Origin of the sequence: Paenibacillus thiaminolyticus, assembly GCF_003591545.1 — a bacterium.
Lineage (GTDB): Bacteria > Bacillota > Bacilli > Paenibacillales > Paenibacillaceae > Paenibacillus_B > Paenibacillus_B thiaminolyticus_A.
The window spans coordinates 82,797-104,296 of the sequence record NZ_QYZD01000020.1; the positions used below are offsets into that span (position 1 = coordinate 82,797).

Below are 21,500 nucleotides of genomic sequence, written 5' to 3' on the forward strand. Positions count from 1 at the left end.
GACATCGTCATTTTGGAGGTGCTCTGCCTTGGATTCACAGCCAGCTTCACAACAAGATATTGTAGATATTCTTATTATTGGTGGCGGTCCTGCCGGAATGTTTGCCGCCTTCTACGGCGGCATGCGCCAAGCATCCGTGCGGCTGCTTGAGAGCATGCCTCAACTAGGAGGACAGTTAGCAGCCCTGTATCCCGAGAAATACATTTACGACGTAGCCGGATTCCCGAAGGTTACGGCCCAGGAACTGGTCAATCAGCTCAAGCAGCAGATGGATCATTTCCACCCCGATGTGCGGTTGGAAGAGAAAGTGCTTAAGGTCGAGAAGCTCGACGAGCGCCTCTTCGCGATTACGACGGATAAGCAGGTTCATCACGCCAAGGCCGTGATCATCACCGCGGGCGTAGGTGCCTTCGAACCGCGCCGGCTCGAGCTGCCGGAAGCCGCGAAGTACGAGAAGTCGAACCTGCGCTATTTCGTCAGCGATCTGCAGCAGTACAAAGGTCAGCGCGTGTTGATCAGCGGCGGCGGCGATTCCGCCGTAGACTGGGCATTAATGCTGGAGCCGATCGCGGAGCAGGTGACCCTGATTCACCGCCGCGACAAATTCCGCGCCCATGAGCACAGCGTCGAGCAATTGATGAGCTCCAAGGTGCAGGTGCTGACGCCGAAGGAGATTACCGCCCTGCACGGAGACGCGGGACGCGTGGACCGGGTGACCATCACCGATACGAAGAGCAAAGGCTCGATGGATATCGATGTCGATGCGGTCATCGTTAACTTCGGATTCGTATCCTCATTGGGGCCGATTGCCGAATGGGGATTGAACATTGAAGGAGGATCGATTGTCGTCGATACCCGGATGGAGACCAACATTCCAGGCATATTCGCGGCAGGCGATATTACGACATATCCCGGCAAGCTGAAATTGATTGCGGTCGGCTTCGGCGAAGCGCCAACAGCGGTGAACAACGCGAAGGTGTACATCGATCCGACAGCTAAGCTGTCCCCTGGCCACAGCAGCAACATGAAGATGTAAGCTGCTTGACAGGAAGCGCAGAACGGCGCGGATAGCGCAACAATAACAGCTTGTCATGAGATAAGGAAAGAAAGGGTATCCTACTCCTATTCTGTATCTAATGGAGGAGGATACCCTTGTTTCATGTTTGTCCACTATGCAACGGCATAACCAGTCACATGCTTCAATGTCCGAACTGTTTGAACCCAGCCGTCGACAGCGGCAAACTGGAAGATTATTATGGACCTTACTCTCCTTATTTCCAAGCGGAGGACGCCAATGACACGCTTCCAATCCATATCCAGGATCGTTCTAGCAGCCGGTTGTGTGTGCATATCTTATATTGTGAGCACTGTAATACGTCCTCAACCGTCAATGGCCTGTCTTGGGAGTAAGGATCACGAATAACCGGCAATTCTATCTGCGCACCGGTTTATGGAAGAGGGTCGGATGCAGGCGGCGTTTCTGAATTTCGGCAAGCAGCAGCGCGAGGAAGTCATCATCTAGACCCAGCTTGATTGCCTGCTCATAGGAATCCATAAGCAATTCATCGGAGAGCAAAGCCATCCTAATCACAACCTTTCCTAAAAGTTTCCTTCTTAATACCCCATCATCATATCATGGTTGATTTCTAAGGAACAAGCGTTCCGTTATCCACAGCCGGCTGTGGAAGATATGTGTTTAACTTGTTGATAACCGTCGAAAAAGGACTTGAATCATTGGGGATGATGTGGATAGCTTTATTCACATCTATTGTCGTTGAATTTTGAATAAAAATCTTTAATCATAATCTTGTTCATCCCAAATGAAATCTATCAGCCTATGAACTGTATGCGCAAAAGCCGCCCGCAGCGCGAATGTTCGCTATTGCGGGCGCGTATTCACTTCAAAGATCCAGATATGTCCGGATTTGTCGATCCCGTAATCATAGCCAAGCTGGCTTATGCCTGGGTACTTCCTCTCCAAGATTCGGGTGCATTTCTGCGAAATATCCAGCATCTCCCGCCTCTTCGATCGGACCATCCGGCCGGACAAGGAGCGGCGAATGCCTTCTGACCCGTTGAGCTGCGTCCCGCCTCTGCATAGATTCGTCACGAAGAGGCCCTGGCGCGCCAGCCTGCCGACGACGCCCCGGCAGACCCATCTTCCCTTCGTCTTCACGAATTTGACCCGGTAATCGATCGGTCTCCCGCTAATCGAAGCCAGCCGAATGCCGCGCTGAATAATGTATCTCCGCTTCTTCTTCACCGTGGACAGCGAGCGGACCATCTCATCGAACCCGGTAAATGAGCGCGTATTCGCCATATAGGTGTACGCATAATTCCCGCCTTCCATGGTGATTTTGATGACGCCGTTTCCGCCGCCGCCCACGATCGGCTTGATGACGACAAATCCATATCGGTTCAGCATTTGATGCAAATTGGAGGTGTTATACACCCGCGTTGCCGGGATATGATCTGCAACCCGCGGATTTCCAAGCAGCGCTTCCGTCTTCAGCCATTTGCTGGCTAACTGCCGTCCTTCCATGCGTCTATCCCCTTTCGTCTACGAGCCTCTCGTTTATACATACTCAATGCCTCCTGAAAATTCTTGGATGATTGTCCGCGGCACGCGCCTTATTTTAGGGACCTGCCTTGGCCCGCTTCCTGCTTCTGAAGCGCTTAACTTCGATACATTTCTCCGTCTCGTCGGCTTGTCATTGCCGCATGCGGGATGGTATCGTATGGATAGGGTTACAGAGGGATTGCAATAATGAAGATGGGAGCGACTTTCCATGACGACGGCCGCCGTATTTGAAGTGCTGTATTGGATTGCCATTATCGGCATGTCCGTGGTGCTGGTTCTGGCCAATGCCGGAATATTGGCACTCGGCTTTCAATTTTGGAGAAAGCAACATCGCTTGCTTGGGACAGGATGCTGGTTATTTTCCTTATTTTGCTTTTATTTGATTGCCTTAATGATCGACAAAACGTTTATGTAGCGAACATCGAAATCCTTGGGGCCGCCATCCACGGTTCCAAGGATTTGCTATATGGAGAGCCGTTGTCTCCGGTTTATGTGAAAATTATTACATTCAAGGTGGTGCTTACAGATGCGCATTCGAGTGCTTGTCGCGGACGACGATCCGCATATTCGGGCGCTGCTGCGCTTGATCCTTGAACGGGAGCAATATGAGGTGATTGAGGCGGCTGACGGCCTGGATGCTTCTCGTCGATTGGAAAAAGAAACGGTGCATATCGCGGTTGTCGATGTCATGATGCCCGGCATGGACGGCTGGACGCTCTGCGCCGATATCCGCCGGCATTACGATATTCCGGTCATTTTGCTCACAGCCCGCGGCGAGCTGGAGGATAAGGCCGCAGGCTATGAAGCCGGCACCGACGATTATCTGGTCAAGCCGTTCGAGCCGAAGGAGCTTCTGTTCCGGATGAAGGCGCTCCTGCGGCGCTATCAGCTCGTATCGGCCTCAACGATACGCTTCCACGGCACGATCATCGACAGAGCGAGCTATCTCGTGACGACCGGCGGGCAGGAGTGGACCTTGCCCCGCAAGGAATTCGAGCTGCTGGCGCAGCTGGCCGCCCATGCCGGCAGATTGTTCACGCGCGACCAGCTGCTCGATCAGATCTGGGGCGCGGACTTCACCGGCGACAGCCGGACCATCGATGTCCATATTAAGCGTCTGCGGGAGCGGCTGCATGAGGCGACCGATGACTTCCGCATCGTCACCATCCGGGGACTCGGCTATAAGCTGGAGGTTCGTGAATCATGAGATCCTTATATGCGACGATTGTAACCAGCTCTGTCGTCATCGTGCTGCTCAGCTTCGCGGTCGGCCTCGTGACGGCCAATCTGGCATACAGCCATACGCTCAATCTTCATTATGAAGAGAAGATGCGGGATATCGGGCGTTCCATCACCTTTTTCGCCACGGAATCACCCCCGGACAAGCTCGCCTCCTATATGGAGCATCTCTCCGGGATGGGATACCAGCTCTATTTGTTCGACGAGGACGGGCAAGCCGCCGCGTTCGGCCGCGCCTTCAAGGATGCCTCCTTGCCCGAGGGAGTCGTGCGGCGCGTGCTTGACGGCCAAGTTTACAAGGGCCTGCTGGAGAACAAGCAGCGGTGGTTCATCCCGAATATTTTCGAGAACAAGCTGGAGTTCAGTTATGGTCTTCCGCTGGAAGCGCAGGGCGGCCGCTACGCATTGTTCATCCGCCCGGATATGGTGCAGCAGACGAAGGAGATCCGCTTGCTGCTGGCCGTGCTGCTGGCCGTCACCTTCGGCTTCAGCCTCGTGTTTATCGCTATCAAGTCCCGGTACATCGTCCGCCCGGTCAACCGGCTCGCGAAGGCAACCACCGATCTGGAGCGCGGACAGTATGAGGTCTGGCTTGATGTCCACCGCCAGGACGAGATCGGGGAACTGGCCCGCCGGTTCACGCGCATGGCCCAATCGATCGAGCAGGCAGACACGATGCAGAAGCAATTCGTGGCCAACGTGTCCCATGAGATCCAATCGCCGCTTACGTCGATTCGCGGGCTGGCCGCCCAATTGCTCGAGCATCCGCTGCCACCGGAAGAGGAACGCAAGTATCTCCATATCATCGCAGTGGAGAGCGAGCGCTTGTCCGGGCTCAGCCGGCAGCTGCTGACGCTCGCCTCGCTCGATCGCGGCCAGGAGGCCCTCAAGCGGTTGCCGTTCCGGCTCGATGAGCAGCTGCGGGAACTGTTGATCACGCTGGAGCCTCAATGGTCGGAGAAAGAGCTGGAGCTGCATCTCGAGCTCCAGATGACGGAGATATCCGGCGATGCCGGACTGCTCCATCAAGTGTGGATGAACCTGCTCGCCAATGCGATCAAGTTTACAGATACGGGCGGAAGTCTTTATGTACAATGTGGAATAAATGACCATGGAAACGCCGAGGTGGTCATTCGCGATACCGGCAAAGGCATCGCCGCGGAGGATCTTCCCTATATTTTCGACCGCTTCTACAAATCAAGCTCTCCGGAGCGGGGATCGCAGAGCGGAACCGGCCTCGGGCTCTCCATCGCCGAGCGCATCGTTCACTTGCACGGCGGATCGCTTCACGCCGCGAGCGCCGTCGGGGAAGGGACGGCGTTCACCGTTCTGCTGCCGGCCAAGCCTTCCGGCGCTTCTGCCTAGCGCAAGCCTGGCCTGTCCGGATCCTCGCAGGCAGCAATTCGATGCGGCGCCGGCGCGGCGCCGAGCCCCGATTGTTACCTTCCGTTCATATTCCGTTCATACGAGGCAGGTACACTGTCTGGTAGAGACGCGAAAATACAAGCAGGGGACGAAGAATGCTGCCCTTCCGTCAGAACGGCGAGAATACAGTGGCGATGGAAGCTCCGGCAGCTTGCCCCCGCCTCGGCTGCTGCCCGGCGGCTATTGGATGCCGGGCAGCAAACAGGTCCCCCATCATGAATTGGAGAGAGGTAATGCAACATGAAAAAGCTGTATGTGACATCATTTATTTATGCTGTGCTTGGACTATTAGCGGGTGTTTTTTTCAGAGAGTTCACCAAGTTGAACGGCTTTACGGACTATACGATGCTGAAGCCGCTCCATACCCACCTGCTCGTGCTCGGCTTCCTTTTCTTCCTCGTGCTTCTCATCCTGGCGCGCCTGTTCCGCGTGCACGAGGTCCGCTCCTTCACAGCGTGGTACTATGTGTATAATGCCGGCATGCTGATCACGATCGGCACGATGACGACGCGCGGCATCCTGCAGGTGCTCGGCCGGGACATGAACGGCCTGAACCATATGGCCGGACTCGGGCATGCGCTTGTGGGCGCGGCCATCATCTGGCTCATGGTCCTGCTCGGCAAGACGCTTAAGGAGCCGGCGCGGCAATAGCCCGGCCCTTCCGCAAACTGAGCCGCCCCGACGCGAAGAACCTCCAGCTCTTTTGATGGGAGCTGGAGGTTTTTGCTTCGTCTGTACCGAAAGCCTCTTTAGGCGCAAGCGTCGCACCCTCGGAAGGCGGTGCTGAGACCGTTAACCTTTTCCGAGGGCGGTCTATTTCTTTTTGTGCAGGTATATCGGCAAACAAAAACCTCCCGTAACGGTCATTTACCCCATCCACCGTTAGAGAGGCCGTGATTACCAATACGAAAACGACGCGGCGTCAGTCGTCGCATTTCTCCGCCTTGCCCTGAGCAAGGGCGGTGCGGAAGCTCGCGCCGCAGCCGCAGGTGGCCGTGGCGTTCGGGTTGTCGATCGTGAAGCCGCCGGACATTCCCGACTCCTTGTAGTCAATAACGAGTCCGTTCAAGAAAGGGATGCTCTCTTTGTCGACGACGACCTTCACCTGGCCGAACGTCATATGCACGTCATCGGCACTCTCCTGATCGTCCAGCCCCATGCCGTAAGAGAAGCCGCTGCAGCCGCCGGCATGCACGCCGATGCGCAGGAACAATGCCGGATTCTCCTCCTGGGCCATCATTTCCTCTATTTTCTCAACCGCTTGATCGCTGATTGTAATCATTCTAATCCCTCCTTGTGTATTAAGTATACCCATCCCATCGGATCGTTACAAGAGAACGATCTCCCGTTTCCCGCTATCCCGTATCATGTATTGCCCCTTCCGGAAGGCAAGAGTATAATGAAGGTGACTACAGAAGCTGTGATATGTTTCACTGAATCCTCCGACGGAATCAACATTTCGCCGAGGAGTTTTTATTTTGTTCGGAAATGGATCGCGCCGGCCCACCAGCTGGCGCACGACTGCTCTGCCGGGCAAGGCGGACCGCGTGCCGAATGCCTGAAGGTAACCAGCCTATCGGATCCGCTGCGGGCCTCGCATTTGCGCAAGCGCCGAATGCGAGGCCTGCCGCCGGATGCCAGTGACGGCCAAGAGCAGATGAACGAGAAGGAGGCCTGTGCATGACAACGGTCATCGCCCGTCATGCGGATACCCGCATGGCCGAAATAGTGGACAAGGTCGAGCGTGGGGAACGCTTGACGCTGGAAGACGGTGTATATTTGTATGAGACGGACGACTTGTTGACCTTGGGTCAATTAGCGAATCTCGCAAATTTACGCAAGAACGGAAAGAAAGTATATTTCATCGAGAATATGTCTCTCTATTTTACCAACGTCTGCGAAGCGCACTGCGCCTTCTGCAATTTCCGCAAGAATCAGGGGGAAGAAGGATCGTACACCCTGTCGGGGCAGGAAATGATCGAGTATGTCGACCAGCACATCCATCCGGGTGTAAGGGAATTCCACATCGTGGGCGGCCATAACCCGCATGTGCCGTTCCAATACTATGTCGATTCCTTGCGCGTACTGAAGGAGAAATACCCGCAAGTGACGCTCAAAGCGTATACAGCTGCCGAAATCGACTTTTTTACCCGCATCAGCGGCTTGAGCGTGGAAGAAGTGCTGCGCCAGCTGATGGACGCCGGCCTGGAGTCGCTGACGGGGGGCGGCGCAGAGATTCTGTCGGATGAATACCGCAAGAAGATGCGCGTGGAGAAGGCCGGCGTCGACCGGTATCTGGAGGTGCACCGCACGGCGCACCAGTTGGGCATGAAGACGCACACCACGATGCTCTACGGCGCGATCGAATCGCATGAGGATCGGGTGCGCCATATGATGAAGATTCGTGAATTGCAGGATGAGACGAGCGGATTCCAGGTATTCATACCACTCTCGATGCAGCCGAAGAGTCCGAAAGCGAGCATCAAGCGGCGCAACTCCGCGTACGAGGACTTGAAGACGATCGCGATCAGCCGTCTCATGCTGGACAATGTTCAGCATATCAAGGCATATTTCATCAACATCGGCACGCAGCTGACCCAGGTCGCGCTCACCTTCGGCGCTTCCGACGTGCACGGCACGCTCGTCAAGGAGCGGATCAGCCATGCCGCAGGCGCGCTGACGCCGGAAGGACTGACGCGCGACGAGCTGATCTGGCTCGTGAAGGGCGCAGGCCGCATTCCGGTAGAGCGCGACACCTTTTATAATGAAGTGAAGGTATACGAATAGCCTGGGGATTGCAGGCCAAGCTTCTATTTAGGGAAATAGGAACCGAGATAAATAGATAGAATAGACAGGCATCAGTGCACGAGCAACCCGTTTTCTGGAGAGGAGCCATACGACGTAGGCGCTGTCGATGACGGCACATTATCTATTATTCCGGCATCATAGGGGGAAGTCGAACGGATGAAACGATACGTCATATTAGGTGGCGGTTACGGAGGATTGGCCATTATTCAACGGTTGTTAGAGGGCGATCTGCCCTCTGACGTACAGCTTGTATTGATTGACCGCATGCCATACCAAGGATTGAAGACCGAGTACTACGCGCTGGCGGCCGGGACGGTTCCGGATATCGATATTCGCGTGGCCTTTCCGACCGATCCGCGTGTTCAGCTTCATTACGGCAATGTCCAAGCCATCGATTTGGACAACCGGCTCATTCATTTCGAGCATGATGATGTGATGGCATACGATTATTTGGCGATTGGCCTGGGCTGCACGGACAAGTTCCACGGCATCCCCGGCGCGGAGCAGTTCGGCTGCAGCATTCAATCGCTCTCCAGCACGAGACAGACCTATCAGCGCTTGAACGACGTCAAGCCATACGGGCAGGTGAGCATTGTCGGGGGCGGACTAAGCGGGGTCGAGACGGCAGCGGAATTGAGAGAGAGCCGTCCCGATCTGAACATCCGGATACTGGATCGGGGCGGCCGGGTGCTGTCCGCCTTCCCGGAGAAGCTGTCCCGCTATGTATCCGAGTGGTTCCAGGAGCATGATGTGGAGCTCCGCTCGCATGTTCACGTCAGCCGCCTGGACAAGGGCGTCATCTATAACCGCCCGGAAGACAAGGAAGAGGAGATTCTGTCCCACGCTACGGTATGGACCGCCGGTATACAACCGGTGGAGGTCGTCCAGGCGCTTCAGGTGCCCAAAGATCCGCAAGGGCGCGTCCTGCTGAATGCGTACCATCAGATTCCGGATTATCCGAACGTCTTTGTCGTCGGCGACTGCGCCAGCTTGCCGTTCTCCCCGAGTGCGCAAGCGGCCGGAGCCCAGGGAGAGCAGATTGCCGACGTCTTCAAAGCGATCTGGAAGAACGAGACGCCGCATTTGGGCAAAATCAAGCTCAAGGGCGTGCTCGGCTCCCTCGGCAAGAAGGCCGGCTTCGGCTTGCTCGGCAAGCGCACAATGGTCGGCTACGTTCCGCGCGTCATCAAGAGCGGCGTGCTGTGGATGTCCAAGCAGCATTTCGGATAACCCTTATACAAAGCATGGGAGCAGCGGCGTCAATCGGCGTCCGGCTGCTCCCATGCTTGTATTTCCTTAACTTTCTCCATAATTAAATCATATAATTGCTCCGCAGTCTCCACAGCCACAATCTCCCCGTTCACATACGCAAATGGGAACAGGAAGCACTCTCCGCAATTGCCGAGGCAGCCGTATTCGATCACATCGACATCCGGAAGAGCGGAGAGCCGCTTCATCAACTGGTCCGTTCCCTGATGCACGTTATTCACGCATAACTCAATGATCGGACGCATAGATATTTCCCCGCTTTCATGTAGTGCCTTTGATTTCGAATAGCTTTATAATATAATAAAAGGAGCATGGATGAAAGGAGTTGGCGAAAGATGAGTGAACAAACACAGAACAGCACGTATGATGAAGTGCTGGAAGTGCTGGATAAACTGCGTCCGTTCCTGCAGCGTGACGGCGGGGATGTCGAATTGGTCGACGTCGAGGACGGTATTGTCAAATTGCGCTTGATGGGCGCATGCGGCAGCTGCCCAAGCTCCACCATTACCCTCAAAGCGGGTATTGAACGCGCATTGGTAGAAGAAGTGGAAGGCATTACGGAAGTCGTTCAAGTATTCTAATTGCCCTCCCTGAACGGACAAGGGATGCCACCGGCCTGAAGAGGCTGGCGGCATCCCTTTTTTTGTGCCGATGGAAGGGGCCATCCTTAACTTGAAGGTGGAGTTGGCCATCGCGGAGACGATATGCTTCTGCATGAACGTGAACAGAATGACGATGGGCACAATCGCCATGACGCTGGCGGCCATAATGATATGGAAGTACATCCGCTTCATCACCGGCAATCGAATCGCGCAGCATGCTGATGCCCACGGTAAGCACGCGCATGTCATTCGAATTGGTCATGATGAGCGGCCAGAAATAAGAATTCCAGGCGCTAATGAATTGCAGCACCGCCATCACGACGGTAGGCATCGTCATCGGCAGCAATATCCGGTACAGCAGCGTCAGCCGCCCTCCTCCGTCCACCCGCGCCCGCTTCCAGCACATCGTTGTTGACCGATTTGAACGCTTGCCGGAGCAGGAAGATTCCATATGCGGCCGCCGCCGTTGATCAGCCACGGATCATAATACCAGGTATCCCAGCCCGGCACCATGAAGGCATAACGAGTGGTCTTGCCGTTGTCCCGCTTGGCGACCATGGCGTTGAAGGCGTCGATCTCGTCCCATGCCTGCGGCGGATCCACGCCCAACTCATCGAGCAGCGTCTTGTTATAGATGAGTATGCTCGTGCTGACGATAAGCGGGAAGCCGTACTGCTTCCCTTGATAGGCATACGTCTTCAGCATTCCAGAGGCGAAATCGTCCAGGTCGACCTTGTCCCGCTCGATCCATGGCGTCAGATCGGCGAACACGCCGCCCTTAGCGAAGTTCGGAAGCGAAGCGACCTCCACGTTGGTCACGTCTGGCACGTCGTTGGCCGCGACCGCCGCCTGCAGTTTTTTATGTAGATCCCCATATCCTCCCTGATAGACGGGTTCGACCGTAACATGCGGATATTTGTTCTGGAACGCCGCGATCTGCGCGTTCAAGCCTTCGATCTGGGCTTCGGCATGAGCGTGCCAGTATTGAATGGTTACCGGCGTCGTGTCCTCCTTCAAGCCGGCAGGCGGCGCCTTCACATCCACCGTCGTTCCTGCTCCTTCTCCGCCGGAGCATGCTGTCAGGCTGATAGCGAGCACGCCGGTCAGCAGCGGCCGCAGCCATGATTTCATATCATTGCGTAATCAAGCTCCTTTTCGCGCAGTCCCCCGGACTGTTAGTTCGTTCCTTCCCGGCCTGCGAGCCGGATCGGTATGCATGCGCGGGACGTTCCCCTCCTTTTTTGTGCCGCACCTATTCAATGTACGGCCGTAATATTAACGGACGATGATCGGATTGTAAAGATCTTGTAAGGAAAAACTTGTACTGCCACCACTTCCACTATATTCAGCAGGACGAACGGTGATGCAAGGCTTGTATCGAAGAAAAAGGCTGCGCAAGCGGTCTTTTTCCGCTTTACGCAGCCTGTCGGTTGCCTGCATATTAGGAAATATGCGTCCCGGTTGTTCCTTGAAGAGCCAGAGCGGCATCGTCAAGCGAGCAGATGATAGCGTGCTTGCCAAGTTCCGCAAATGCCACGGCGGCCTCCATCTTCGGCCCCATGCTGCCGCTGGAGAAATGCCCTTCCCGGATATACTGCTTGGCTTCCTCGGTACTGATCTGCTCCAGCGCCTTCTGCTCGGGCTTGCCGTAATGAATATAGACATTTTTCACATCGGTGACCATCATAAAAATATCGGCGTTCGCTTCCTGAGCCAATTTGAGACCGCTGCGATCCTTGTCAATCACCGCTTCGACCCCGGAAAGCGTGCCGTCCTCGGCTTGCACGACCGGAATGCCTCCGCCGCCGGCACCAATGACAATGGCCCCGCTTGCGGCGATCTTCATAATCGTATCCGCCTCCACAATCGATTGCGGCTGCGGCGAAGGCACGACGCGTCTCCACCCTCGGCCAGCGTCTTCTTGCATGTTCCAGCCTTTGTCCTCCATCAATCGCTTCGCTTCTTCCTCAGTGTAGAAGACGCCGATCGGCTTCGTTGGATGAAGGAACGCTTCATCCTCCAGTGATACTCTCGTCTGGGTGAGCACACTGACGACCTGCTGCGGCAATCCCCGCTTGCGCAGTTCGTTTTTCAAGCATTGATCAAGCATATATCCGATGAAGCCCTGAGACTCCGCGCTGCACACGTCCAATGGAAACGGCGGAACAACCTCTTTCGCTTCTTCATTTTGCTGCAAAATCAATCCCACCTGCGGGCCGTTGCCGTGCGTAATAATAACTTCGTAGCCCGCTTCCACGATATCGGCAATCTTCTTGCTGCTGCTGCGCACATTGGCAAGCTGGTTCTCATAGGTTGCCGCTTGATGAGGCTGCAAGATGGCGTTTCCACCAAATGCGATCACAACTCGTTTTGACATGTTCTTTCATTCCTCCTAAGGGCCATGATGGCACTGGCGATCCCGAATGCCGTATCGATCCCGGAGCTGTGTCCGGTCTCAAGCATCTGCTCAAGATTGGAATTGAGCGGAGCTGCGTTTTCTATCTCTTTCATATCTTCCATTACCATCGCGTTCATCACCCGGGTGACCTTATCGCTGAAGCGGCCTTGCAGCGCATGAAGCAAATAAGCCCTGCTGACATCCGTCGTAATGGCTTCTCTTTCCACCATATGGCGCAAGACGGCCACACATGCGGGATGAAATGCGCCGGTTAGCTTATGAACGGCCAGCACACCGACGAGAAAGTCATCTCCCGACGGCGTCAGTCCCGGCCCGCGTCCAAGAAAATAGCGCAAAGGCGCCTCGACCGCTTGAACCCCGCCGGACAACAGGCCGCCAAGCAACTGCTCCGCCTGCCGCACGACAGCATACTGCGGTTCATCCGGCCTGTATTCATTTGCGAGAAAGCGGTCCCATTCCACATCGAGTCCGGTCGGCACGCCCCAGGTGAGGCAGGTTTTCAAAAATTCGTTTACGTGAAATAAATCACGAAAACAGTGATACCGATCCGATCGGATCTCATACTGGAATGGGGCGGCCTGCGCCAGATCAAGCGTCAGCGGACCCCCTGGATGGAGAAAGCGAATCGTGTCCGCCCCCTCGGCCACGACGGTGTCATCGAGCCGAACATGGCGGCGCAGCCTTTTGACACTGTCCTGCCCCATATGGATGCCGAACGGAAGCCTGCCGTTCTTCGTCGTACCGACAAAAATCAACGTGTCTCCCATCGTCAGGTTGATGCCGTTCTCGAAGATGCTGTGGATGCGGCCCGTCGGCCTCTGGGCGAGGAGCGCCCCAAGCTGGGTGTCCATCTCCTCTCCCTTGAGACAATGCGTATGGTGCGGCGTGTTACAGAAGTCCGAGCTTGGCCGCATACGCTTCCAGCGCCTTCTCGAAGCACTCGACAGGCGGACGGACCGTGCCGGCGCCGATCTGTCCCACACCTGGCTCTTTATGGGCGATCCCGGTATTAATGACAGGCGTAATTCCGGTTTCTACGACCTTTCTCGCATCGATGCCGAGGCAAATGCCGCGGAAGTTCCAGGTTGGTACCGTGAAGTTCGGATTTTGGTCGATCGAGATCTCGATCATCTCGTTGCTCGTCGCCAACGCATCGTTGAATCCGCCGGCCCCGACGAAGCGGGTTACGCCCGGAGCGGCAATCATCGCCATCCCCCCGACCCCGAACGTCTCCGTAATCGCGCTGTCGCCGATGTCCGGGTTGGCATCCTCTTGCGAATAGCCAGTGAAGAACAGTCCCTGCGGAGTATTAACCGGCGCGGTGAACCATTCGTCGCCCATGCCGCTGATGCGGATGCCGAAGTCGCGTCCGTTCCGGCACATCGCGGTAACCACCGTACCGGCTTCGATCGTGCGCGCACCGTCCATGACAGCTTTGGACGCGGCCATCATAATGTTAAGGAAGAACTGATCCGTATCCGCCAAAAATTTAATGACGCTCTGCATCTCTTGCTTATCCATATCAAGACTAACGATATAAGGGCTGATTTCCTTCAAAAAGACAAGCGAAGCAGCGATGTTGCGCTGATGGAATTCGTCTCCCATCGTAATCGCCTTCGCGATCATGACATTCAGATTAAGTCCTTCATTCGTCGCCTTCAACGCGCGGGACAGCGTCGGGCCGAGCACGTCTCGCATCCATCTCAGGCGCGTGATGACCTCTTCCGAATAAGCGCCGAAGCGAAGCACCTTGCCGATGCCTTCATTCATAATGCAGTACGCTTCATTGCCTTCGGAGCGGTTTTTGACGACAAATACTGGCATATTGCCGGACGTGATGCCTCCCATCGGCCCGACGGCCTTCACATGGTGGCACGGCATGAAGCGGATGTCGCCCCGTTCCAGCATAGCGCGGGCCTCAGCTTCATCCTTCGCCCAGCCCTCGAATAACGCAGCGCCTACGCATGAGCCTTGCATCGGTCCCGTCATGTCTTGGTAGGCGATCGGCGGACCTGCATGCAGCAGCGTCTTGCCTTTCAGTTCCGGAATAACGGTGTGAGCCGGCACGGCATCGACAAGGAACGGCGTGCCGCCGGAAATCTTGTCAATCACCGCCTGATTGGCTTCATCAATAGTATTAAATTTCATCTATAATTCCCTCCCAGCTGTTCGTCTGCGGCGTCGATGGTTCGTCATGGACGCGGTTCACAGGAGTGGATTCATCGTCCACTGGAAAAGCGACACCGGATACTAATTCGTAAACCGGTACTCGTTCAATAGCTTCAATACGCGCTGCATCTTCACACTGCCGCCCGCAACCGGCCGCCAATCATATTGAATTGCCGTAGCGCCGCTTGCAAGAATGGCTTGCGTGAACTTCTGCAGCCCCACATTGATGACGGAAGGCTTCCCGCCAAGCAGCGCTGCGACAGGCGCGGACGCGGAGGTCTCTTCCGGCATAGCCGTTGCCGCCGGACGGTGCGTCTTCGGCGTGTCCTCCAGGCTGAGGTTCATCATCGCCAGGACGGTGCGCACCGCTTGATTATTGCTCTCCTTCACCAGCACGCCCGCTTCTTCGAACTTGCGCTTCTGCTCCGCGTAAGACTGCGGATCTTGCTGCGTGCCGCACAGGACACCCACAAAGTAGAGGTTGCGCCCTTCCGCCTTCGCCTTGGCAATCGCCTTTTCGATCACCGGCGCCAGCACGCTCGCCATATCATCATGGCTGCCGTATCCAAGCACGACGTCGAACAGAATGACCGCTGTCGCCGGATCTTGGGCCGCCTTCTCGATATACTGAACCCGGGTAGCCGGATCGATCATCGGATGCGGCTTGCCCTGCGTATACATGTCATCACCCAAATCGACAATCGCATGACCGTTCGATTTGAGGACGTAACCGTCTTCATGAATCAGTCCATCTTTCAATTGAAGCCCATCCGCGATAAGCATGGCTGCTTCAGCGGCCAGGGTACCGCCGGCATACAAGCCCTGAATCGAGGTCTGCCCCGGCTGCAAATCCATCTTCGGCACGTCGAGCGGCACGCTGTACAGCGGCTGCACAGCGGCGCCTTTGGCCAGGTCGACGGCAATTCTAGCTGCTTCTTCCAAAGTATAGGCTTGATAGACATTGCCTTCATGCGCGGACGGCTTCTCTCCGAGGAACAGGGTAACCGACGGCTTCGACATTCCTTGCAGCTGGCGCACCACCTGATCGCGCACCGCCTTCGCCGGTGGCTTGGACACGATGACGATCACCTCGGTCTGGTCGTTATGCTCCAGTCCGCGGATGCCGTCCAGCATCGTAATCGCTCCGACCGATTCCGAGAGGTCGCGCCCGCCAGTACCGATCGCATGGCTGATCCCGCCGCCCATGCGGTCGATGAGCGTCGTCACCTCTTGGATGCCTGTGCCCGAGGCGCCGACGACGCCGATATTGCCTGCCTTGACGCGGTTCGCGAAGGCGAGGGGAACCCCCGACATTATTCCCGTGCCGCAATCCGGACCCATGACGAGCAATCCTTTTTCATGCGCCTTCTGCTTCAGCTTCAGTTCTTCCTCCACAGGCACATTGTCACTGAAAATGAACGCATGCAGACCGTAATCGAGCGCTTTCTCGGCTTCCCCTGCAGCGTATTGGCCCGGTACCGAGATAATGGCCAGGTTGGCGCCCGGGTTCTCCTTCAAAGCCCGCTCCCACGAGCGTACGCTCTCGAGCGAAGACGAAGCGGAGCTGACCGATTGGTCGCTTAGAAAGCTATCGATCGCAGCGAGAATGTCATCCAGATTGCTCTGCTCCTCGGCATCGATGACGATGCACATGTCATTGGCCCCGGCTTGCTCGAGTTCATCCGTGTATAAGCCGGAATTGTTCATAATGTCCTTGTTGGCTGGCGTTCCCATCATGATCGATGCTTGCTTGACGCCTTCCAGCGCGGAGATATGATTCGTGAGAAGCATTAAATTGACGGAATCTTGATACGAATTTTTTTTAATGATCGTATGCAGCATTCTAGTTCACCTCTGGTTGTCCGTTCGGTATCGACGATTTCCCTCTGGAGTGGTTGGATCCCCTACTCCGTTGAAAAAAGTCACTTAGCAAACGGATCTTTATGGTCGTACGCATTGTTATGAATCACATCGGAGACGAGATAGTCATACACCTCATCCACAATCTCGATGCCGTTCGCTTCATTATCCTGTTCAATCAGGTCATAATTCTGGCCTGGATACAGCACCCGCTCGAAGCCAGGCGCCGGCTTGATGCCGTTCAGATCGCCCATCGTCTTCGAAATATTGCGCCGGAACGCCTCCAAATCGGTAAAGAAGGACGGATCCAGCACGATATGAAGCTGGCCCAGGTTCCGGCCTTCGGTCAAGTCATGATACATGGAGCTGACCTGATTCCCGAACGGCAGTCCGAGCAACACGCCGGACAGCACATCAACCATCATCATCAAGCCGTATCCTTTCGGTCCGGCAATCGGAAGCAGCGCATTCACCTGGAACGGATCGGTCGTCGGCACACCCCGTTCATCGACAGCCCATGTTTCCGGAATCGACTCATGCTTCGAACGGGCATGCAAAATTTTTCCCCAAGCCTGGACAGTCGTTGCCATATCGAAGGTCATGAGCTCGTTCCCTTCGCCGGGTGCGGCAAAAGCAATCGGGTTCGTTCCATAATAAGGCTCGGCCCCGCCGAAAGGCACCACCATCGGGTCGGATTGGCAGACCGAAATACCGATCAGCCCTTCCCGCGCCGCTTGCTGCACATAATAGGACAGGGAGCCGCTATGTCCGATTCGCCGTACCCCGACGACCGCGACCCCATGCTCCTTCGCGATATTGACGGCCTCTGCCATTGCCTGCTTGGCCGCCACATGCCCCGCTCCGTTATCCCCGTCCAACACGGCGGAGCATGGCCCCGTCTTCTTGAATTCAAATTGGGGATCCACGTTCGTGCCGCCTTTGGAAATCCGCTCCGCATAATATTCGACCCGCATGGCGCCATGCGAGTGAACCCCGCGGACATCGGCATGAACGAGTACTTCCGCCACTACATCCGCATGCGCGACCGATAGTCCGGCCCGGGATAATTTTGTTCGGATTAGCTCATGCAATTTCTGTTTGCTTACTCTCATGTCCATTCCCTCTCTGGCAAGTATTCCGCCTTCCCCCTGCTGCTGGGCGGAGCAAGCCCCAGCCCGCAGCAGGGATGCGGTTTCGATTTCCTGCTTCGCCTATAGAGTAGCGTCCCGGTTGCAATCCTTGGAATACAAGTAGGCGAACGGCTCTCTCCCTACGGCATAAGTCGCTTGCGGCACATAAGGCCCCATATAGAGGTAGTCCCCTTTTTTAATTGGGATCCATTCATTGTCCAGATTGTATACACCTTCGCCGGACAGCATAATCGCCCCATGCTCCTGATAATGCGTCTCTACGAACGGATGGCAGCCGCCTGGCTCGAACGACAAAATATGAAAATTCATATCGAAGGCAAGGTCGGCTGGCAGCAAATCCTTCAGCTTGACGTTCGCCATGTCGTCGTAATCCACTGCTTCCAGATCATGCACATTCCCCGATACGACCCATGGAAGAGAGCTTCCTTCCAGCGGTTGATATTTCTGCTTGTACAAGAACAAGCGCGTATCTTCTGCCTGCTCGTTCTCCAAGTACAGCTTCACGCCCGGAGGGCAATACAGGTAGCCGCCTTCCTGCAGGGAGAACGACTGCTCATCCGCAGAGGCCTTCACCCGTCCTTCCATGCAGTACACGAACGTTTCCACGCCGGCTTCGCCGAATCCCCGAGCGTTCTTCCCGCCCTCGTGCATCGTCACGACATAATCGACGAATTTGGCGCCAAGCCGTGGAGATGCCAGAATCGAGATATCGCATTGCTCAAAGCCGGGCACCGTATTTTTGACCAAGCCCTCCGGCGGTATCAAGGCAAAATTACCGCGCTTGATGATGGAACGGCTCGACAACAAATCTTTTGGATAACCCATATTGCACACTCTCCTTCTACTAATTAAGACGTCTGAGGCGTCTTCTTCATATTAGCCAGCAGCATCACGGTCGCCCCGACCAAGATGATGATCGTCGCCAGATAGAAGCCCAATACTTTACTGCCCGTCGCGTCGGAAATGAGGCCCGTAACGAACGGAGCTACAACCGATGACATCATGCCGAAAAAGTTGAAAATTCCGAACGTAGACCCAACTCCCTGCTTCGGAGCGATATCCGCCACATACGAGATTAAGATCGGCTCGACGGCCAGCTTGCCGAGGAAGCCGTACAAAATAAGGCAGACGATTAGCAAAGTGGTCGTCTGGACCGAGACGGTCAAGTACAGCATCACCGCGGCCAGCAGTTCCAAAATGATGATGAACGTAATCTTCTTGTGCATGAACTTGTCCGACAGCCGGCTGAACAGCAAGGCGCCAGGCACTGCGCTGAACGCAACCAGGGCGGCCGCGAAGCCGATCGCGGTCCCTTCGAAGCCCCGTTCATCCTGCAAATACGATGGGAGCCAGGTCACGATCATATAATATCCATAACAGGTCGCAAAATACAGCACATAGGAGGCAACCATCTTCGGATTGGCTAACAGCCGTTTAAATGTCGCCCTGTCTTGGTTCTCGGCGTCCGAACCCCCGACAGCTGCTTTGGATTGCGGCGTGTTCTTCTTGATGTTTTTGGCAAAAACCAGCATCAAGCTGAAGGCCAAGCCTGCCGTAATAAAGAGCAGCACCCGCCAATTCCAGCCGGCATCCTTTACCAGGAAGCTCGATCCAATAAGTCCGATGGCCATACCGATGGCGGAACCGCTGTTAATGATTGCCGTGGAAATGCCCCGCTTCTCCTTCGGTATCGTCTCTGATGAGATGGAATAAGCCGGACCATAATAAGTACCTTGCCCCAACCCGGTAATGAAGCTCGCGACCAGGATGAACATGAGTGAGGTCGAGAACCCGACAAAAATTGCACCCAAGGTGAACAAAATAAATCCCGGAATAATGATCGTCTTCCGCCCAAACCTATCTGCCAACAACCCTGACGGAATTTGCATCATCGTATAAGCGAAGAAAAATACACTGAAGATGAGGCCCATGCTTGCATCTGACGTTACATTTAAATCTTGTTGAATTTCGGGAAGAATCGGATTCAAGATGGTGCGGTAGATCCAGATGACCGTCCATCCGAGACAAAGCATGACGATGACTTTTTTCCAATATTCCCACTTACCCTGTTGGCTGACGTCACTCATAATTCTCACTCTCCTCAGCGCAAATCAATTTGTGCCTGCCTGCTTGTCCTTTGTTTAATGCCTATCATGCTTAATACGCCAACTCATGCAGAGCGTAGGTCAAAGCGCGAACCCCGTCTGCCAGATGCTCCGGACTCGTATACTCTGCCGGATTGTGGCTAATTCCATTGCGGCTTGGAACGAAAAGCATGGCCGTAGGCACAAATTTCGCCATAATCTGAGAATCGTGACCCGCTCCGCTGTGCATCAGCTTGAACGGAATGTTATTTGTCCGGCACTGCCGTTCTAGTACGTCGAGAATCCGTTGATCCATAGGGACAGGATCCTCATCCATCCACATATCTACCTTCAATTCCACGCCGATTGCTTCAGCGGTGCGCTGCATCAGCTCCGTCACTTCATCAGTGAACCGGATCAGCTCCGCTTTGTCCGTATGGCGGATATCGAGCGTGAACAGCGCCTTGCCCGGCACGACGTTGACCACATTCGGCGTTACTTCGATCTTGCCGACCGTTGTCACGAGCGGGTCGCCTTTCGCTTGCGCAAGATCCAGAATTTGCTGAATCATCCGGCCTGCTGCGTGAACCGCATCTTTGCGGTAACCCATCGGCGTCGTGCCGGCATGATTCGCCTCTCCCGCAATCTCGACGGTGAAGCGTCGCTGGCCGACGATGCTGTGAACGACGCCAACGGACAAGCCTTCGCGCTCCAATACGTTGCCCTGCTCAATATGCAGCTCGACAAACGCTTGAATATCGGTGCGTGGTGTCACCGGCTCCTTGCGGAAGCCGAAGCCCGCTTGCTCCATCGCGTCCGTGAAGCGCACGCCTTTGAAGTCTGCAATGTCTTGCACGTCCTCCTTTTTGGCGATACCCACGACATTTTTGCTGCCCCAGAACGTATACGGGAAGCGGCTGCCCTCTTCTTCCGCGAACGAGACCACCTCCAGCGTGCGCAGCGGTTGGCCGTACTTTTCCTTCAGAGTCTTAATCGCCAGCAAAGCGGCGAGAATGCCGTATTGCCCGTCATACTTACCACCGTTAAGAACGGTGTCCACATGAGATCCGCTCATAATCGTTTCATCCGGGAACTGGCTTCCTTCCAACCGCCCGAACAGATTGCCGACCTCATCGTAATACGTAGTGAATCCTTCCGCTTGCATGTACTGCTCCAAAGCTTTTTGCGCAGCTGTCCACACATCGGAATAGAGCAGGCGCGATACGCCTCCAGCCGGGTCTTTACCGAACTCGCTCAGCCATTCGACAAGACGGACCGTTTCCGTTTGGATATTATCCATGACCATATCTGTCCTTTCTGTAAGATTTGCGCATTATCCAAGCGGGATAAACGGCGTGCCGCTTACCCGTGGCGCAACCTTAGCTGTTCAAACCGCCCGCTGATCAACTTGAAAATACCTGCAGGTGTGACCTTTTGAACTCGCGTGAATAAGGTCTTAATTTGCTTGCATCTTGATTGTAAACGCTTCAAAAACGAATAACATCGAGGCATCTCGATAAAAAACACCCCGCCTTTTTATCCACTTCGGATAAAGGCAACAAAAAAGCAGCTTTCCTATGGTTCGAAAGCCGCCAATCGTTTACAGAATTCACAGATAGAGTGCCCTCCACCCAGTTTTAGTTCATTGCTTATCTGCCACCTATTGGGTCAAATTTACCTCCTGTTTATGCTCTTTGCACCACTCTCCCATCGGATCAGGTTCACCTTCTGTTTATGCTCCTTGCACCACTCTCCCATCGGGTCAGGTCCACTTCCTGGTTATGTTCTTTTCACCACTCTCCCATCAGGTCAGGTCCACTTCCTGGTTATGCTCTTTATTCCAGTCTCCCATTGGGTCAGGTCCAGCCCCTGTTTATGCTCTTTGTTCCAGTC

21 protein-coding genes and 2 pseudogenes are annotated in these 21,500 nt (G+C 55.1%); 9 read left to right on the forward strand and 14 right to left on the reverse strand.

The annotated features are described in order from the left end of the window. The first annotated feature begins 28 nt into the window (after positions 1 to 28). Positions 29 to 1,036, forward strand: a complete 1,008-nt coding sequence (locus DQX05_RS19960) for an NAD(P)/FAD-dependent oxidoreductase (RefSeq protein ID WP_119795252.1) — start codon at positions 29 to 31, stop codon at positions 1,034 to 1,036. Positions 1,037 to 1,432: 396 nt separating this feature from the next. On the opposite strand, the gene sda is transcribed toward DQX05_RS19960, so the two are convergent. After that, positions 1,433 to 1,582, reverse strand: coding sequence for a sporulation histidine kinase inhibitor Sda (sda, locus tag DQX05_RS19965; RefSeq protein WP_119795254.1), 150 nt, complete (start codon positions 1,580 to 1,582; stop codon positions 1,433 to 1,435). Between the two features lie 297 nt (positions 1,583 to 1,879). Next, the gene (locus DQX05_RS19970; RefSeq protein WP_119795255.1) at positions 1,880 to 2,542 is read right to left on the reverse strand and encodes a YheC/YheD family protein; all 663 of its coding nucleotides are present in this window, start codon (positions 2,540 to 2,542) and stop codon (positions 1,880 to 1,882) included. A gap of 247 nt (positions 2,543 to 2,789) precedes the next feature. Between DQX05_RS19970 and DQX05_RS19975 the strand changes: the two genes are divergently transcribed. The 4 genes from DQX05_RS19975 (at position 2,790) to DQX05_RS19990 (ending at position 5,896) form a co-directional block, all read left to right on the forward strand. After that, positions 2,790 to 2,996, forward strand: a complete 207-nt coding sequence (locus DQX05_RS19975) for a hypothetical protein (protein ID WP_119795256.1) — start codon at positions 2,790 to 2,792, stop codon at positions 2,994 to 2,996. A gap of 111 nt (positions 2,997 to 3,107) precedes the next feature. After that, entirely contained in the window at positions 3,108 to 3,788 is a 681-nt protein-coding gene (locus tag DQX05_RS19980; protein WP_119795257.1) for a response regulator transcription factor, read from the forward strand. Beyond that, positions 3,785 to 5,185 carry a sensor histidine kinase gene (locus DQX05_RS19985; RefSeq protein WP_119795258.1) on the forward strand — a complete coding sequence of 467 codons (1,401 nt, stop codon included), beginning with the start codon at positions 3,785 to 3,787 and terminating at the stop codon, positions 5,183 to 5,185. The genes DQX05_RS19980 and DQX05_RS19985 overlap by 4 nt, the downstream gene beginning before the upstream one ends. A 300-nt stretch (positions 5,186 to 5,485) precedes the next feature. Beyond that, a complete protein-coding gene (locus DQX05_RS19990) occupies positions 5,486 to 5,896 on the forward strand; it encodes a DUF2871 domain-containing protein (RefSeq protein ID WP_119795259.1) in 411 nt (136 codons plus the stop codon). Positions 5,897 to 6,167: 271 nt separating this feature from the next. On the opposite strand, the gene DQX05_RS19995 is transcribed toward DQX05_RS19990, so the two are convergent. Continuing rightward, positions 6,168 to 6,527, reverse strand: coding sequence for a HesB/IscA family protein (locus tag DQX05_RS19995; protein ID WP_119795260.1), 360 nt, complete (start codon positions 6,525 to 6,527; stop codon positions 6,168 to 6,170). Positions 6,528 to 6,665: 138 nt separating this feature from the next. On the opposite strand from DQX05_RS19995, the gene DQX05_RS20000 reads away from it, so the two are divergent. From DQX05_RS20000 to DQX05_RS20010, 3 genes are all read left to right on the forward strand, one after another. After that, entirely contained in the window at positions 6,666 to 6,929 is a 264-nt protein-coding gene (locus tag DQX05_RS20000) for a hypothetical protein (protein WP_147385212.1), read from the forward strand. Further along, complete coding sequence (gene mqnE, locus DQX05_RS20005) at positions 6,926 to 8,032, forward strand: aminofutalosine synthase MqnE (protein ID WP_119795262.1); 1,107 nt, start codon at positions 6,926 to 6,928, stop codon at positions 8,030 to 8,032. Before DQX05_RS20000 ends, mqnE begins: the two co-directional genes overlap by 4 nt. A gap of 177 nt (positions 8,033 to 8,209) precedes the next feature. Next, positions 8,210 to 9,283, forward strand: a complete 1,074-nt coding sequence (locus DQX05_RS20010) for an NAD(P)/FAD-dependent oxidoreductase (protein WP_119795263.1) — start codon at positions 8,210 to 8,212, stop codon at positions 9,281 to 9,283. Between the two features lie 29 nt (positions 9,284 to 9,312). Here DQX05_RS20010 and DQX05_RS20015 read toward each other — a convergent pair whose 3' ends face one another. Next, complete coding sequence (locus DQX05_RS20015; protein WP_119795264.1) at positions 9,313 to 9,567, reverse strand: YuzB family protein; 255 nt, start codon at positions 9,565 to 9,567, stop codon at positions 9,313 to 9,315. 90 nt (positions 9,568 to 9,657) lie between these two features. Here DQX05_RS20015 and DQX05_RS20020 point away from each other — a divergent pair, with 90 nt between their 5' ends. Beyond that, complete coding sequence (locus DQX05_RS20020; protein ID WP_006676073.1) at positions 9,658 to 9,903, forward strand: NifU family protein; 246 nt, start codon at positions 9,658 to 9,660, stop codon at positions 9,901 to 9,903. A 90-nt stretch (positions 9,904 to 9,993) separates the two neighbouring features. On the opposite strand, the pseudogene DQX05_RS20025 reads toward DQX05_RS20020, so the two are convergent. The 10 genes and pseudogenes from DQX05_RS20025 to allC all read right to left on the reverse strand — a co-directional run. Then, positions 9,994 to 10,385: pseudogene (locus tag DQX05_RS20025) on the reverse strand (carbohydrate ABC transporter permease); the annotation flags it as partial. A gap of 40 nt (positions 10,386 to 10,425) precedes the next feature. Then, positions 10,426 to 11,055 (reverse strand): annotated as a pseudogene (locus tag DQX05_RS20030) (extracellular solute-binding protein); the annotation flags it as partial. A gap of 310 nt (positions 11,056 to 11,365) precedes the next feature. Continuing rightward, positions 11,366 to 12,301 (reverse strand): carbamate kinase, encoded by a 936-nt coding sequence (gene arcC, locus DQX05_RS20035; RefSeq protein WP_119795267.1) that lies wholly within the window; start codon positions 12,299 to 12,301, stop codon positions 11,366 to 11,368. Next, positions 12,283 to 13,194, reverse strand: a complete 912-nt coding sequence (locus DQX05_RS20040) for an oxamate carbamoyltransferase subunit AllH family protein (protein WP_259392132.1) — start codon at positions 13,192 to 13,194, stop codon at positions 12,283 to 12,285. Before DQX05_RS20040 ends, arcC begins: the two co-directional genes overlap by 19 nt. A gap of 37 nt (positions 13,195 to 13,231) precedes the next feature. Continuing rightward, a complete protein-coding gene (locus DQX05_RS20045) occupies positions 13,232 to 14,491 on the reverse strand; it encodes a YlbE family protein (protein ID WP_119795269.1) in 1,260 nt (419 codons plus the stop codon). 102 nt (positions 14,492 to 14,593) lie between these two features. Further along, entirely contained in the window at positions 14,594 to 16,354 is a 1,761-nt protein-coding gene (gene fdrA / locus DQX05_RS20050) for an acyl-CoA synthetase FdrA (RefSeq protein WP_119795270.1), read from the reverse strand. A gap of 80 nt (positions 16,355 to 16,434) precedes the next feature. After that, positions 16,435 to 17,484 (reverse strand): ureidoglycolate dehydrogenase, encoded by a 1,050-nt coding sequence (allD, locus tag DQX05_RS20055; protein WP_119795276.1) that lies wholly within the window; start codon positions 17,482 to 17,484, stop codon positions 16,435 to 16,437. 99 nt (positions 17,485 to 17,583) lie between these two features. Further along, the gene (gene allE, locus DQX05_RS20060; protein WP_087440822.1) at positions 17,584 to 18,348 is read right to left on the reverse strand and encodes a (S)-ureidoglycine aminohydrolase; all 765 of its coding nucleotides are present in this window, start codon (positions 18,346 to 18,348) and stop codon (positions 17,584 to 17,586) included. A 23-nt stretch (positions 18,349 to 18,371) separates the two neighbouring features. Next, positions 18,372 to 19,610, reverse strand: a complete 1,239-nt coding sequence (locus tag DQX05_RS20065) for an MFS transporter (protein WP_119795271.1) — start codon at positions 19,608 to 19,610, stop codon at positions 18,372 to 18,374. 70 nt (positions 19,611 to 19,680) lie between these two features. Next, complete coding sequence (allC, locus tag DQX05_RS20070; protein ID WP_119795277.1) at positions 19,681 to 20,907, reverse strand: allantoate deiminase; 1,227 nt, start codon at positions 20,905 to 20,907, stop codon at positions 19,681 to 19,683. Between the last annotated feature and the right edge of the window lie 593 nt (positions 20,908 to 21,500).